A 13,907-nucleotide genomic window follows, 5' to 3' on the forward strand; every position below is an offset into this window, starting at 1 on the left:
ATGGCACGCAGGAAACCCGACGCGGTCTATCCCGTCAAATCGCTGGCGGAGGCCAACGAGGCGCTGAAAGAGATCGCCGGTCTGTCGCGCGGCGTGAGCGCCATCGAGGCCCGCATGAACGAGGACATCGACAGCATCAAGGCGCAGGCGGCGGAGGAAACGGCGCCGCTGAAGGCGCGCCTGGCGGCGCTGGAGAACGGGCTGATGGTCTTTTCCGAAACGCGGAAGGACGCGCTGTTCGGCGAGAAGCGCTCGGTGGAGCTGGATTACGGCTCGCTGGGCTACCGGCGCAGCACGGCGCTGGCGACGGTGAAGGGTGTGACCTGGAAGCAGGTGCTGGGCAAGCTGGAAGAGCTGCAGTTCGCCGAGGCGATCCGCGTCAAGCGCGAGCCGGACAAGGACGTGCTGGCCAAGTGGACGCCGGAGCGGCTGGAACTGGTGGGCGTGGCGGTAGTCGGCAAGGACACGTTCTGGTACGAGCTGAATCAGGAGAAGCTGGCCGATCTGGAAGGAGGCCGGGCACAATGACGATGAGCGTTCCGGAAGTTTCTCTTCTTCTTTATGTCGAATCCTGCGCCGTGGATCGCGGCGGGCTGCTCGACGCGGCGAGGCTGAACATGGACGATCTGGAGCTGCTGAAGCAGTGGGACGCAGAAGGGTTCGTCCTCTTCGGCCGCGTGGACGGAAAAGACGTGAAGAGCGACGGCCTGTCGTGCTGGTGCTATTGGTGCGATCTGAGCGAAGAGGCGTGGAAGCTGGCGGTGGCCGAGCGCCGCAAACGGGGCGTCAGGCGCCGGCGCGAGGGCATCAGGCGGCTGTACCGCGGCCGCCCGGTGTATTGAGGAGGCCGCAGCCATGCAGTTCGATCCGGAAACGATGAAGATCCATGTCTGCAAGAAGTGCAGGGGGTTGGGCTTCGGCGTCGATCTGAAGGGCGAGCGCTTCAACTGCTGCGAGTGCGGCGGCACGGGGCGCATCCTTGTCAAGACTCTCAAGGAGGAGTTCACGCTCGGCAGTCTGGGCGAGAATCTCTCCTTCGACAAGGAAACGATGAAGGTGCGCGTCTGCAAGTCGTGCGGCGGCCTGGAGCGCATCCGTTACGGCGCGGAAGAGCGCGAATGCGGGGACTGTCACGGCGCGGGGCGGTTCGTCGAGCAGACGATCACGACGGAATATCAGCTGCGCCACGTGGACGGCCTGGCCGAGCCCGGCCGATAGACGGCGCGGGGCGGGGCAAACGGCATGCTTCAGATCACGGCGCATCAGAAAAAGACGATCTGGGCGCTCTGGAAGAAGGAGATCGGCCAGCCGGATTCGACGCTGTACGCGATGATCATGGAACAGTTCGGCTGCGAGCGCATGTCGGCCATGTCGCGGCGCCAGGCGGAGCTGCTGATCCGCGGTCTGCGGCGCCTGGCGCTCCGCCTCGGCCCCGACCGGCTGACGGCGGCGCAGCACGGCGAGATCCACCGGCGGCGGCGCGCTCTGGGCTGGCCGGAAGCGGCGATGGACCGGTTCTGCGAAAAGGTGACGGGCGTCGGCGTGATCGCCTGGCTCACGGTAGCTCAGGCGCGCTGTCTGATCACGGCGCTGGAAAAGCTGAGGCGCGAAGGATACGGCGCGCGGAAGGAGGAGGGCGGTGGCGTACAGCGAGAAGGTTAAAAAGGAGGCGCAGCGGCTCTGGCTGGCCGGCCACAGCGCGCTGGAGATCGCCGCGAAGGTCGGCTGCAATCCCGATACGGTCAACGCCTGGCGGCGGCGCTATCAGTGGGACGCCGGCGACGCCGACAGCTCGGTGCGGCATCTCAGGGAGAAAATGGCGGCAATCAGCGCCGGTTCCGGCGAACTGAGCGACGCTCAGGTGCGCAAGGTCGACAAGCTGTCGAAGGCGATCCGCCGCATGGAACAATCGGCTCCCAGGGGGCGGCTGCGGGGCGCACGCAAGCAAAAGACGCCGGGGCTGTCCGTCGAGGTGATCGGCGACATCCGCGCGCGGATCCTCGACCGGCTCTATCCGTATCAAAGGGATTTCGTCCGGGACGAGGCGAGGTTCCGCATCTGCCTGAAAGCGCGGCAGACGGGGTTCTCCTACTCCCTGGGCGCGGAGGTGCTGCTGGGGGCGCTGGCGCGGAAGGAAAACCAGATCGTGGTCTCGGCCTCGCAGGATCAGTCGGAGATCGTCCGCAACTACTGCGTGAAGTGGTGCAACGATCTGGGCGTGGAGTACCTGGAAGACAAGGGGAACATCGTCTTTCCCGGCGGCGGCATAGGCTACTTTTTGCCCTGCAACTGGCGCACGGTGCAGGGATACACGGGCGACGTCTATCTGGACGAGTACGCCTGGCACATGGCTCCGGCCAAGATGTGGCTGGCGGTGGTGCCGGCGATCACGGTCGGCAAGAAACGCCTGACGGTGACGAGCACGCCCTACACGGAGTACGACCGCTTCGGCGAGATCTGGACGCAGCCGGGCAAGTACCCGCGCTTCAGCCGTCACAAGGTGGACATCTACCGCGCCATCGCCGACGGGCACCGGGTGGACCTCGAAGAGCTGCGGGACCTGTTCGACGCGATGACGTTCGCGCAGGCGTACGAGTGCCGCTTCTTCGCCGACGAGATGTCGCTGCTGTCGCCGGCCGAAGTGCGCGACGCCTTCCGCGACGACGCGCTGGACATGAACACGTCGGCGGAACTCAGCGGCGGCACGGACATCGGGCGCTGGCGCGACCTGACGGCGGTGGTCCTGTCGGAGTTGCGCGGCGAGAAGAAAGAACGGGAAGTCTGGGTGCGGCACATGGATACGCTGGACAAGATGTCGTTTCAGGCTCAGGAAGACCATATCGGCGCCCTGTTCGAGGTGTACAGGATCCGGCGGATGCGCATCGACCGCACGGGCATCGGCGCGCAGATGGCGGAAAACCTGCAGATGCGCTATCCCGGCAAGGTGTCGGGGGTCTGGTTCACGCGAGAAACGAAGGAGCAGCTGGCGTTGGGCGTGAAAAAGCTGTTCGAGGGGCGGCGGATGCGCATCCCCAACGACCGCGATCTGACGATGCAGCTGCACGCGATCCGGCGCAGGCCCACGGAGAAGGGCTTTACCTACGACGCCGACCGCAACGAGGAGATCAAGCACGCCGACCTGTTCTGGGCGCTGGCGCTGTCGGTGATGGACGCCGCGGGACAGCGGCGCGTGCTGGGAAGAAGAAACGTCTCGATGATAGGAGGCTGAGCCGTGAACTGTCCGAAATGTCACGCGCGACTGACCGTCGCGCATACCGACGACCGCGGCAACGAGGTCGTCCGCGTCCGCACCTGTCCGAACTGCCGGTACATCTGCCGGACGCGGGAGAATTTCCCCGGAGAGAAGAAAAAAGGCGGCGCAGGTGAAAAAGGTCCCGCTGCTGTATAATCTCAGTGTGCTCAAGTCGGAGCGGACGCTCGACGAGCTGGCGGAACTCCTCAAGACGGCGTTGAGCAAATGCTGGAACAGACAGACGCGGGCGCTGCTGATGGAACTGCTGTCGGAGGTCCGCGCGCTGGGCGAACGCGCCGCGGCGACGCCCGGCGACGTGGGACGGATCGAAGCGAAAGCGGCGAAATATCTGGGCGTCGGGCTCGCGGAAGCGGCCCGGCGTCCTGTCGCCGAAGCGATATCGAACTCGTATCGGCACGGTCTGCACGGCGTCGGCGTCGACTTTGCGCTGAAAGCGCCGGATCTATCGGCCATCGATCTGCTGCGCGAGGACGGGCTGTATTGGCTCGGCGGCGGGTACGACCGTTTCGCCTCAGATGCGATCAGAAAATCGCTGTGGGCGTATTACGAAACCGGCGCGACGCGGCTGCAGCTGGCGGAACATCTGGAAGACAGCCTGTCGCAGCTCGCCGAGCCGAAGATGAAGGGATATTTCAATCTGCTGGCCGACCACTGGGTGGCGCGCACGAACGAACTGGGCCGGGTGGCGGGCTACGAGGAAGCGGGCGTCGAGTACGTGCAGGTCGTGGCGGTGCTGGACGCTCACACGACGCAGATTTGCCGCTCCATGCACGGCCGCACGATCCCCGTCGGCGCTCTGTCGCGCCAGCGGGACCGGCTTCTTTCCGCGGCCCGGCGGCACGACGCCGACGCCATGAAGGCCGCGCAGCCGATGTTCGGCGATCAGGAAGTCCCCGCGGCGACGAAGACGTCGGCGCTGATCGACGCGGGGATCGGGCTGCCGCCCTATCACTTCCGCTGTCGAACGACGACGGTCGCGTACTTCCCGCCCGTCGAGTACCCCGAGAAGGTCTCGCAGTGGGCCATCGACGGCGAAGTGCCAGCCAAGGAACTGCCGGGGCTCCTCGATTACGCCATGAAATGCCATTGGGGCAGCCATAAAGCAACGTGGAAAAAGCAGGACGGCGGCGACGGGCTGGAGCACCCTACAGCGTTTGTTCATTACATGAAACATGGAAAACGGGAGTTTCACGCGACCATGGCGGAATACAACGAGCAGATCGCCTCGCTGATCCGCCGCGGCGGTCGCGACGCTTATTTGATCATAGAAGATAAAAAAGCCCCCCACCCTCAGATCGTCTTTCACGATACGAAGACGGGAGAACAGGCGATCATTTCTCTGGAAGGTCAGACAATCTCGACCTTTTTCAAAACAAAAAAATTTAGATTCCGTGCAAGGGCACAAGTCGTCATGCCTTTGCCGAAGATGAAAGGAGTCATGAAAACATGGACGCCAAAGCTGAAGCGCTTCTTGATGAGTATCGGGATGACTTGTGCCTTGAAGACTTCTCGCAGGAGGAACTGATGTGCCACCTGCTGGGATATGATGTTTTTTGGCTGGGCAGCGAAGACTGCCCTGACTATCTTCGCATGGATGACGGCGTAGACAGCCCGACTTTGGTCTCAGCGCTTCTGTTCAACCATGATGAACTGCCGACAAGGGTGCGCGACTATCTGGATTCTGTCGTGGAAGACTGGGGAAAATATCGGAAACGCGGCGTCTTCTTTGAGCGGTTTCCGGCGGCTCGCTGTGGAAATTTTACGTGGCCTGAATATCGGGCAGAAGCCGAACAGATCCTCGGACGTGCGATACCGAAAAGTCACTGGTGGTTCTGGCCCACGCCCGAAGAACAGAAACGAAAAGCATAACCGAGCGGAATGAACCGTTTCATCCACTCTTTTTCATCCGTTCTCCGAAAATGTAAGGGAACCATCAACGGCTGACAGATCATGAACTCAGTCGTTGGAATGGCGTAAGAAATAATCGGTTGTCCACAAAATAACCTCGCTCTACGTGACTTTTCCACCGCCGAAAGACTCGCTGCAGAAGCCTCATTTTTCTGACCAACGCCCCGATTTTGCCCCTCGATCAGCCTCAAAAAAGGCCCCGTTCTAGCCCGTTCAAATCAGATACATTCAGGGTTCACAGCATCATTAAAAATCCTCAAATCCCCTTCAAACATCCTCAAATGGTCAAATCGACGCGTGGGCAAAATCCGTGAGAAAACGGAAAAAACGGAAGAATCCCTGACATTGATTTGCACGAAATGAGCAATAGCACAAGAGCACCTGAGACCAGCAACGCCAAGATCTCAGATGCTCTTTTTTACGCCCAAAAATCAGCCTCAAAAATACTCACTTTCCGTGAAAATAGCCACCGTGCCCCAAAGGCATCAACGTCGCTTCCGTCAATAAATTCCTCAATCTTGCCAAAACCCAGGAGCAGATCCCGGAGACGGCGCGCGAGCACTATGCACTGCTGCCTCACCACGCCTCCGAATGCATTGCCTGCGGCAGCTGCGAGAAGCGCTGTCCCTTCGGAGTTCCGATTATCGACGCCATGAAAGAAGCTTCTTCGCTGTTCGGCTGCTAGACCGCGTGCGGCACGAGGTTCCCCGGCGTTCAAAGAGCGCAAAAAGCGGGCATCTGAATATCTCAGATGCCCGCTTTTTGCTACAGCATTTTCAAATCTTCGAGGATATTACGCGCCAGCTCTTCATAAGAATGGTCCGTGCTGTCGTAAACGCGGCACTGGAGCTTCTCCATCAAAGAACGGGCGTCGTCCAGTTCCGCCCTGATCTTATCGATATCGGCATATGCCGCTCGCTGCGGATCGAGCCCCATGGCGACGATCCGTTCGCAGCGGATCTCTCTTAAGCGCTCAGCCGAGATCAGGAGCCCGACTCTCTTTTCCACGCTCACATTCCAGATGCGGGGATCGGGAGCGACGCCGGGCAGCAAAGGAACGTTCGAGACGGCGTATCCTTTCAGGGCAAGCCAGATCGAGAGGGGCGTTTTTCCGGCCCGAGACACGCCGAACAAGACGATGTCAGCGGCGGTCATCAGCTCGGGGGATTGTCCATCGTCGCAGCGGAGCGTGAATTCGATGGCCTTGACGCGGCGCAGGTAATCGCCGTCAACGCGGCGGTTCACTCCCGGGCGCTGCATGGGCTGCCGTCCCGTGAGGCGGCAGATCTCTTCGACCAGGGGGCCCATCATGGACACATAGCCTAAGTTGTACTTTTTCGTGTCGGCAACCAACGCCGCCAACACGTCGGATTTGACCAGAGTGCTGACGATCAAATGCCCGCCGCGCTGATAAAAATCGCTGGCGATCCCGTGGACTTGAGCGACTTCGCGAACCGACCGATGGCGCTCGATCGTCACGTCGAGGCCGTCGAACTGGGCCAGCGCCGCGTGGAGCATGCTTTCGGCAGTCTCTCCTGTCGAATCGGAAACGATGGAAACACGTAATGTCATAAAATGCCCTTCAGTCTATTTGACTTTGCTGAGATCTCCGACGCGCATAAAGAGATTCTGACAATGGGACAGCAGCGCGAGACGATTGGCGCGGACGGCCGCGTCCTCGTCCATGACCATCACGTCGTCGAAGAAGGCCGAAACGGCCGGGGAAAGCTGGGCGAGGACGTTCATCAGCCCGTTCCAGTCGTTTTTCTGCAGAGCGGCTTCCACGGGCTTCTCCGCCTCGTTCACGGCCGCATAAAGGTCCTTTTCGGCAGCCTTGACGCAAAGCGAAGGATCCACGGAGCTCGAAACGTTCTCGGCCTTCGTCAGGATGTTCTTCACCCGCACCGCGGAATTGACCAGCTTCGTGAACCAGTCTTCCTGCTTCACCTCCGCGAACGCGCCCAGCAGATAAAGCGTCTGCAGGGGACGGGATCCTGTCACGGAGAGCGCCAGTTCGATCAGTTCGTGGCCGTATTCTTTTTCCTTGAGCTGAATGAGCGTGCGCTGCCTTATGAACTCCAGCAGCGAGTTCAACGCTTCGCCGTCAACTTCGAGGTCCTGGGCGATGAAAGCGAGCAGCGCCTCCAGATCAAGGTCGAGGCGAAGTCCCCAGAGGATCTCGTTGATGCAGCGGATGGCGCGGCGGAGGCCGTAAGGATCCTGCGACCCCGTCGGCTGAAACCCCAGCTTGTAGGCCCCGACCATGTTGAAGGCCCGTTCGGCAATTCCCACGACGGCGCCGATCACGTCGGAAGGAAGTTCGTTTCCCGCCGCGGTCGGCATGTACTGCTCGGCGATGGCCTTGGCGACCCGCGGATCCTCTCCGTTTTTCAGGGCGTATTCACGGCCCATGATCCCCTGGAGTTCGGAAAATTCGCCGACCATGCCGGTGACAAGATCCGCTTTCGAAAGGTAGGCCGCGCGTTCGACCAGCTTGACGTCGTCCTTGCTGCCGAGGAGGTCGCAAATCTTTCGGGAGATCTTGACCATTTCCATGGTCTTGTCGTAGACGGAACCCAGCTTCTCCTGATAGATGACGTTTTTCAGGTCCTCGACCCGCGCCGAGAGGGGACGTTTCAGATCTTCCTTCCAGAAGAAAACGGCGTCTTCCAGGCGGGCGCGCAGAACCCGTTCATTTCCTTCCCGAACCAGCTCCATATTGGGAACCAGATTGTTGCTGACGCCGACAAAACAGGGCATCAATTTGCCGCTGTGGTCGTGAACGGCAAAATATTTCTGGTTGTCTTTCATCGAGGTCGTCAGGACTTCTTCGGGGATCTCCAGATACTTGCGGTCAAACGAGCCGTAAAAGGGCACGGGATACTCGACAAGATAAAGATTCTCCTGAACCAGAGGGGGGTCAAGCTCGACGACGCCGTCAAGCTCTTTTTCGATGCCGGCAATGGCGGCGCGCATTTTCTCCTCGCGCTTCTTCTGATCGACAATGACCCAGTTGTCGTACATGACGGTCAGATAATCGTCGCTCGACTCGATCTCCACGGAAGGAGCTCCCATGAAACGATGTCCGCAGGTGGTCCGGCCGCTTTTCATGCCGTTCAGCTCAAACTCGACGACTTTCGCTCCGATCAGGCAGAGCAGCCAGCGGATCGGGCGGGCGAAGCGAACGCTGGGGTCGTACCAGTACATGTTTTTGGGAAAAACGATACGGGAGACGATGTGCTTCATCATGTCCGGAAGCAAGGCGTCCGCGGCGCCGCCCTTGTGATTGATGACGGCGAACGCATAATCCACGCCGTTGACGTTGCGGCTTTCCAGCTGTTCGACGGCAATGCCTTTGCTTTTGGCAAAACCTTCTGCCGCACGAGTCGGCGTTCCCGTGCCGTCGAAAGCGGATTTCCACGCCGGCCCTTTGTGCTCTTCGGAGAGGTCCTCCTGACGTTCCGCAACGGAACGGACCAACAGCACGAGGCGGCGGGGAGTGCCCATCACCTCTATGCGCCCATGCCCGAGACGCTGCGCGGCAAACTCTTCCTCGGCGTATTGGGCGATGTCACGCAAGGCGCTTGGCATAAAACGGGACGGTATCTCTTCCGTTCCAATCTCCAGAATCAGATCTCTTTCCATCGGTCCGTCCCCCTTTAAAATTTTTTCATGAGCGGATAGCCCATATCTTTCCGCTGCTGCGCATAGGCTGAGCAGCACTTCGACGCAATCGCGCGGATGCGCGAAACATACCCCGTGCGCTGCGTGACGCTGATCGCGCCGCGGGCATCGAGAAGATTGAAAATCTGCGAGCACTTCAGCACGCAGTCCCAGGCGGGCAGAACCAAAGCCTGATCGGCAAGACGCAAGCTTTCCTTCTCGTACAGGGAAAATATTTCCGCAAGCATGGCGACGTCGGCCACCTCGAAGTTATATATGGAGTTCTCGACTTCTCCCTGATGATGGACATCTCCATAGGTCACCTTGTCGTTCCACTTCAAATCGTAAACGTTGTCGGCTTTCTGAACGAACATGGCGATACGTTCAAGGCCGTACGTTATTTCTGCGGGCACCGCTTCCATATCGACGCCGCCGACCTGCTGGAAATAGGTGAACTGGGTCACTTCCATGCCGTCGAGCCAGACTTCCCAGCCGAGCCCCCAGGCGCCGATCGCCGCAGACTCCCAATCGTCCTCGACGAAACGGATATCATGCTCGCGGGGATCGATCCCCAGCGCGGCAAGGCTGTTGATGTAAAGCGACTGGATGTTCTCCGGCGCCGGCTTCATGATCACCTGGAACTGGTAATAATGCTGCAGACGGTTGGGGTTGTCGCCGTAACGCCCATCCGCCGGACGGCGAGACGGCTGCACATAGGCAACGTTCCAGGGTTCGGGGCCGATGACCCGAAGCGACGTAGCCGGATGCATCGTGCCGGCCCCGACCTCGATGTCGTAGGGCTGCTGTACGATGCATCCCTGATCCGCCCAATAGCGTTGCAATCTCAGCATGATATCCTGAAAGTTCATTCCACACGCGACCTCCAATTCAAACTATCGATTATCATCAAGGTTTCTCACAAAGAGTTGCCGGACATTTCGGGCCTGTTCCAACAATTTCGATGTGCCGTTCTCCGGTACAAAGCTTTTCGAAAGGGCGTAAGCCGCGAATTCATCGATGTCGAGCGGGCTCTGCCCGTGAGCGCAGTTCGTACAGACAAAGGTCCCCTCCTGCCAGACGGCGCGTCCGCCCAAAGGCTTTCCACAGGCGCTGCAGGAGAGCAGATCAGGCGCGATCCCCCAGCTGAGGAGCCAGCGCCATAAAAAACGCGCATCAAGCAGTTCCGGCGCGGCGCCTTCGCTCAGCGCCTTCAACGCCCAATAGAAGAGAGCCAACAAATCGTCGTAGGGATAACCGGGAATCAAGTGCCGTTCAAACATCTTCGCCCAGCGAACGGCCTGGATCACGGCCCGCGGATAGCGTCGCAACGCCCAGAAGTCCTCGGTGACTTCGATTTCCTTCAGATACGTCTTTCTTTTTGACTGATAAAGCTGGTAATGTCCCCAGACGAAAGGCTCCAAGGCGCCGCCGAAACGCATCGACCCTTTCGAGGCTCCGGGGACGTACACCCAATTCGTGCCGGCGCTTTTTAAAAACAACAATGCGGCGATATCGCCTTCCATGTAGTTTCCGCGCCGCAGCACGACGCCCGTCCGCTTGATGAGACGCTGAGACGTCTCCTCCGGAAGGTCTATTCGTATCCCAGTCTTTTCAATTCCTTTTCCGAGTCTCTCCATCCTTTGTTAACCTTAACCCAAAGTTCAAGATACGTTTTATGTCCCGTCATCTCTTCCAGCGCTTTCCGGGCGGCCGTGCCGATGGTCTTGATCTTTTCCCCTTTTCTGCCGAGAATGATGGCCCGTTGGCCTTCCCGCTCCACGTAGACCGTGGCGCGGACGAACAAGTCCCTGCGCTCCGGGTATTCGTCGGGCGACTTGAACTCTTCGATCTCCACGGCGACGCTGTGCGGCACTTCCTCGTCGGTGGACGCGATGATCTTTTCGCGAATCAGTTCCTGCGCGATGAAACGCTCCGTCCTGTCCGTGATCATATCGTCCGGATAGAGCGGCGCCGCGACAGGAAGCAAGCTCTCAAGGGTTCTGACGAGAACTTCGCCGTTGGTGCCGTCTTTTGCCGATACCGGAACGACGTCGCGCAGCTTGATTTTCTTCGTAAAACGGTCGATGAGAGGCAGTATTTTGCTTCTGGAACCGGGAAGGTCCACCTTATTGACCGCCAACACGACAGGGATGCCGGGATAATCGCGAAGGACTTTCAGGATGCGGTCGTTTTCGCTCTGCTCGGGGCGATCGTCGATCGTCACGACATAAAGGACGACATTGGCATCCTCAAGCCCCGAGACCGCGCGCTCGACCAGACGTTCGCCGAGCTTGTTCAAAGGAGCGTGAATGCCGGGCGTATCGACGAAAAGGATCTGACTCGCCGCTCCATTGTAAAGCCCCAGAATGTTGTCGCGGGTCGTCTGGGGTTTCGCAGAAACGATCGACAGCTTGTACTTGAGGATCCTATTGAGGAGCGACGATTTGCCCACATTGGGCCGGCCGATGACGGCGACGATTCCCGCACGAAAATCTGTCTGCACTTTGATCTATTCTCCTGCCTCCGATGTGTCCCTGCGGATCACAACGTCATTAATCCGATGGCCATCCATGCTGACGATCTCGAAAAGCCAGCCGTCCAACGCGACGGTATCCCCTTCGCGGGGAAAATCGCCGAACCGATCCAGTAAAAACCCTCCCAACGTGTCGACGTCGTCGCAGACGAAATGACTATTCAGAACGTCGTTGAGCTCTTCAAGGGAAATACTGGCTTTCGCTCTGTAAGAATCATCGGAGAGACGTGTCACCGTTTGTTCTTCTTTATCGTATTCATCCTGGATTTCGCCGACGATCTCCTCCAGAAGATCCTCGAGAGTGATCAGTCCCGCCGTGCCGCCGTACTCGTCGACGACGACCGCCATGTGCATACGGACGTTTTGCATTATTCTGAAGAGCTTGGGCACGTACATCGTTTCGGGCACGAACAGCGGCGTCCTCATGAACTTGGTGACCGGCTCGTTTTTTTGCCCTTTCATCAAGGCCGCAAGCAGATCCTTGACGAGAACGATCCCGTCGATGTGATCCGGGGTATCCGTAAAAACGGGAACCCGGGAATCCCCCATCTTTTCAATAAACTGAAGCGCGTCGTCCACCGTCCGCTCCGATTCGATCATGTGCATCTGAGTACGGGGGATCATGATCTCGGAGACGCGGATCTCGTCAAAGGAAATGACGCCGTCGATCATCTGGCGTTCGGATTCTTCGATCGCGCCGGAGGCTTCGCCGATCTTCACGACTTGCCCTATTTCCTCTTTGGTAACGAAAGAATCTTTCAGAGAAAGGTCCAAACCCGTGATGTAACTGGCTATTCTCGCAAACTGCTCCATCCCCCAGATCAACGGCGTCACGAGCCAGCTGAAAAAACGCACGAGCGGAAGAGCCACGACAAGCAGGCGTTCGCCTTTCGCCATCGCCACGCACTTGGGAATCACTTCGCCGAAAATGATGATCAAAATGCTCATCACGACGACGGCGGAAGCGACGCCGTGTTCGTCAATCAACGACGTCGCCAGCGCCGTGGCGGTAACGCTCGCCGCCACGTTGACAAGATTGTTGCCGACGAGAATCGCCGAAATCGCCTGATACCGGTCCTCATTGACCCAATCTACGAAGCGTTCCAGAAAGGGATATTCCTCGGCCAGCAATTTCATTCTCGTACTGCTGGCGGCTGTCAGCGCCATCTCGGACGCACTGAAAAAAGCCGAAAGGAACAACAGAATAACTATCGCCGTACATAATTGAGGCAAAGCGTCCAAAAATCATTCCTCCTGCGCTTTGGTGTGACGTTCCTTCTGAACTTCATGCGCGGATCGCGTAAAGATGACTTCATTCACGCGATGTTCTCCTACGTCAGTGACCTTTATCGTCCAGTCATCATCGCGGTAAATATCGCCTTTCTCGGGAAACCCCATAAACTTGTCGAGAACATAGCCGCCGACGGAATCAACGTCATTGCAGTCAAAGTCGTATCCCACGACGGCTCCGAGATCCTCGAGCGACTCCGTGCATTTCACCCGGTACGAGTTCTCGTTCAACTGCACGATAGGGGCCGACTCCTCGTCGTATTCGTCGCGTATATCACCGACAATCTCTTCAAGCAGGTCTTCAAGAGTGACGATTCCCGCCGTGCCGCCATATTCATCCACGACCACCGCAAAATGAACGTGTTTGCCGCGCATCATGCCGAACAGGTCATTGACTTTCATCGTTTCCGGGACGAAGAGCGCCCGCCGCATAAAAGCGCTGAGAGGGGTATCCATCTTGCCGGCCCGCAGATAGGGAATCATGTCTTTGAGGTAAACGACGCCGACGATGTCGTCTGGCGTTTCGCGAAAGACGGGAATCCTCGAATGTTCCCAATTTTGCATGAGAGAAACGACGTCGGCGATAGTCTCATTCACCTCCAGCGCGTCCATGGACACGCGAGGGACCATGATCTCCGACACTCTGGTCTCGTCGAAAGCGATAACGCCGTCGATCATTCTGCGTTCCGAAGCTTCGATAGCCCCGGATTCTTCTCCGTGTTTTACAAGCTGTTCTATTTCATCCCGTGTGACGACCGCGCTTTCCAGCGTCATATCGACGTGAAACAAGCCGCTGAAAAAGGCCACGATCTTCTCCAAAATCCAAATAAGGGGGCTGAAGACGACGGAAACCGCGCGCAAGCCCGGCAGGATGACGTTGAAATTCCTTTCACCGAGGGCCATACCGATACATTTGGGCAGGAAGTCGGCAAAAAGGACCATGAGGATCGTCATGATGACCGTAGCCCAAAAAACGCCTTTTTCACCCCAGAAGTCCGTCGCCAAGACCGTCGCGAATGAACTGGCGGCGACGGAAAAGAGATTATGCGCCACCAAGATGGCAATAATCACTTTTTGTCTTTCAGCAAGTTCCCAATCAACCAGCGGAGCCAGTTTTGCGTTGTCTTCGCCGAATGCCTGGGCCTTGGCTGCGCTGACCGAAGAAATCGCCGCTTCGCCCACGCTCAGATAGCCGCTCAGCATCACGAGAAAGACGACGGTCAAAAGGAGGACGACAAA

At 58.6% G+C, this 13,907-nt stretch carries 16 protein-coding genes; 9 read left to right on the forward strand and 7 right to left on the reverse strand.

All coding sequences use genetic code 11. The features are described from left to right. The 9 genes from D7D26_RS02955 to D7D26_RS12550 all read left to right on the forward strand — a co-directional run bounded on the left by D7D26_RS02955 (position 1) and on the right by D7D26_RS12550 (position 5,867). Entirely contained in the window at positions 1-528 is a 528-nt protein-coding gene (locus D7D26_RS02955) for a host-nuclease inhibitor Gam family protein (RefSeq protein ID WP_120371967.1), read from the forward strand. Then, positions 525-842 (forward strand): hypothetical protein, encoded by a 318-nt coding sequence (locus D7D26_RS02960; protein ID WP_120371968.1) that lies wholly within the window; start codon positions 525-527, stop codon positions 840-842. Before D7D26_RS02955 ends, D7D26_RS02960 begins: the two co-directional genes overlap by 4 nt. A 13-nt stretch (positions 843-855) precedes the next feature. Then, positions 856-1,218: a molecular chaperone DnaJ gene (locus D7D26_RS02965; protein ID WP_120371969.1), complete on the forward strand. Its 363-nt coding sequence runs from the start codon at positions 856-858 to the stop codon at positions 1,216-1,218. 24 nt (positions 1,219-1,242) lie between these two features. Further along, the gene (locus D7D26_RS02970) at positions 1,243-1,662 is read left to right on the forward strand and encodes a phage protein GemA/Gp16 family protein (protein WP_120371970.1); all 420 of its coding nucleotides are present in this window, start codon (positions 1,243-1,245) and stop codon (positions 1,660-1,662) included. Next, positions 1,640-3,229, forward strand: a complete 1,590-nt coding sequence (locus tag D7D26_RS02975) for a terminase large subunit domain-containing protein (RefSeq protein ID WP_120371971.1) — start codon at positions 1,640-1,642, stop codon at positions 3,227-3,229. The genes D7D26_RS02970 and D7D26_RS02975 overlap by 23 nt, the downstream gene beginning before the upstream one ends. A 3-nt stretch (positions 3,230-3,232) precedes the next feature. After that, entirely contained in the window at positions 3,233-3,409 is a 177-nt protein-coding gene (locus D7D26_RS12260) for a hypothetical protein (protein WP_158606247.1), read from the forward strand. After that, the gene (locus tag D7D26_RS02980) at positions 3,384-4,799 is read left to right on the forward strand and encodes a hypothetical protein (protein ID WP_120371972.1); all 1,416 of its coding nucleotides are present in this window, start codon (positions 3,384-3,386) and stop codon (positions 4,797-4,799) included. Before D7D26_RS12260 ends, D7D26_RS02980 begins: the two co-directional genes overlap by 26 nt. Beyond that, entirely contained in the window at positions 4,721-5,143 is a 423-nt protein-coding gene (locus D7D26_RS02985) for a hypothetical protein (RefSeq protein ID WP_147413038.1), read from the forward strand. Before D7D26_RS02980 ends, D7D26_RS02985 begins: the two co-directional genes overlap by 79 nt. Before the next feature lie 577 nt (positions 5,144-5,720). Then, complete coding sequence (locus D7D26_RS12550) at positions 5,721-5,867, forward strand: 4Fe-4S binding protein (RefSeq protein WP_255415967.1); 147 nt, start codon at positions 5,721-5,723, stop codon at positions 5,865-5,867. An 80-nt stretch (positions 5,868-5,947) separates the two neighbouring features. On the opposite strand, the gene D7D26_RS02995 is transcribed toward D7D26_RS12550, so the two are convergent. Genes D7D26_RS02995 through D7D26_RS03025 form a run of 7 tightly spaced genes read right to left on the reverse strand, consistent with a single transcriptional unit; the run spans position 5,948 to position 13,892 of the window. After that, a complete protein-coding gene (locus D7D26_RS02995) occupies positions 5,948-6,754 on the reverse strand; it encodes a pyruvate, water dikinase regulatory protein (RefSeq protein ID WP_078016210.1) in 807 nt (268 codons plus the stop codon). 15 nt (positions 6,755-6,769) lie between these two features. Continuing rightward, positions 6,770-8,827: a glycine--tRNA ligase subunit beta gene (gene glyS, locus D7D26_RS03000; RefSeq protein ID WP_120371974.1), complete on the reverse strand. Its 2,058-nt coding sequence runs from the start codon at positions 8,825-8,827 to the stop codon at positions 6,770-6,772. A 14-nt stretch (positions 8,828-8,841) separates the two neighbouring features. Further along, positions 8,842-9,714, reverse strand: a complete 873-nt coding sequence (locus D7D26_RS03005; protein ID WP_120371975.1) for a glycine--tRNA ligase subunit alpha — start codon at positions 9,712-9,714, stop codon at positions 8,842-8,844. A 24-nt stretch (positions 9,715-9,738) separates the two neighbouring features. After that, the gene (recO, locus tag D7D26_RS03010; protein ID WP_120371976.1) at positions 9,739-10,482 is read right to left on the reverse strand and encodes a DNA repair protein RecO; all 744 of its coding nucleotides are present in this window, start codon (positions 10,480-10,482) and stop codon (positions 9,739-9,741) included. Beyond that, entirely contained in the window at positions 10,437-11,348 is a 912-nt protein-coding gene (gene era / locus D7D26_RS03015) for a GTPase Era (RefSeq protein WP_120371977.1), read from the reverse strand. Before era ends, recO begins: the two co-directional genes overlap by 46 nt. Before the next feature lie 6 nt (positions 11,349-11,354). Then, the gene (locus D7D26_RS03020; protein WP_120371978.1) at positions 11,355-12,620 is read right to left on the reverse strand and encodes a hemolysin family protein; all 1,266 of its coding nucleotides are present in this window, start codon (positions 12,618-12,620) and stop codon (positions 11,355-11,357) included. Between the two features lie 3 nt (positions 12,621-12,623). Then, positions 12,624-13,892: a hemolysin family protein gene (locus tag D7D26_RS03025; protein WP_168170040.1), complete on the reverse strand. Its 1,269-nt coding sequence runs from the start codon at positions 13,890-13,892 to the stop codon at positions 12,624-12,626. Between the last annotated feature and the right edge of the window lie 15 nt (positions 13,893-13,907).

It is taken from the genome of Pyramidobacter sp. CG50-2 (assembly GCF_003612005.1).
Lineage (GTDB): Bacteria > Synergistota > Synergistia > Synergistales > Dethiosulfovibrionaceae > Pyramidobacter.

Excerpts from the sequence above, each read along its gene's own strand:
- D7D26_RS02955 (WP_120371967.1), top strand. The coding sequence starts at position 1 with ATGGCACGCAGGAAACCCGACGCGGTCTATCCCGTCAAATCGCTGGCG.
- D7D26_RS02965 (WP_120371969.1), top strand. The coding sequence starts at position 856 with ATGCAGTTCGATCCGGAAACGATGAAGATCCATGTCTGCAAGAAGTGC.
- D7D26_RS02995 (WP_078016210.1), bottom strand. The coding sequence starts at position 6,754 with ATGACATTACGTGTTTCCATCGTTTCCGATTCGACAGGAGAGACTGCC.
- D7D26_RS02985 (WP_147413038.1), top strand. The coding sequence starts at position 4,721 with ATGGACGCCAAAGCTGAAGCGCTTCTTGATGAGTATCGGGATGACTTG.
- D7D26_RS03005 (WP_120371975.1), bottom strand. The coding sequence starts at position 9,714 with ATGAACTTTCAGGATATCATGCTGAGATTGCAACGCTATTGGGCGGAT.
- D7D26_RS02970 (WP_120371970.1), top strand. The coding sequence starts at position 1,243 with ATGCTTCAGATCACGGCGCATCAGAAAAAGACGATCTGGGCGCTCTGG.
- D7D26_RS02960 (WP_120371968.1), top strand. The coding sequence starts at position 525 with ATGACGATGAGCGTTCCGGAAGTTTCTCTTCTTCTTTATGTCGAATCC.
- glyS (WP_120371974.1), bottom strand. The coding sequence starts at position 8,827 with ATGGAAAGAGATCTGATTCTGGAGATTGGAACGGAAGAGATACCGTCC.
- recO (WP_120371976.1), bottom strand. The coding sequence starts at position 10,482 with ATGGAGAGACTCGGAAAAGGAATTGAAAAGACTGGGATACGAATAGAC.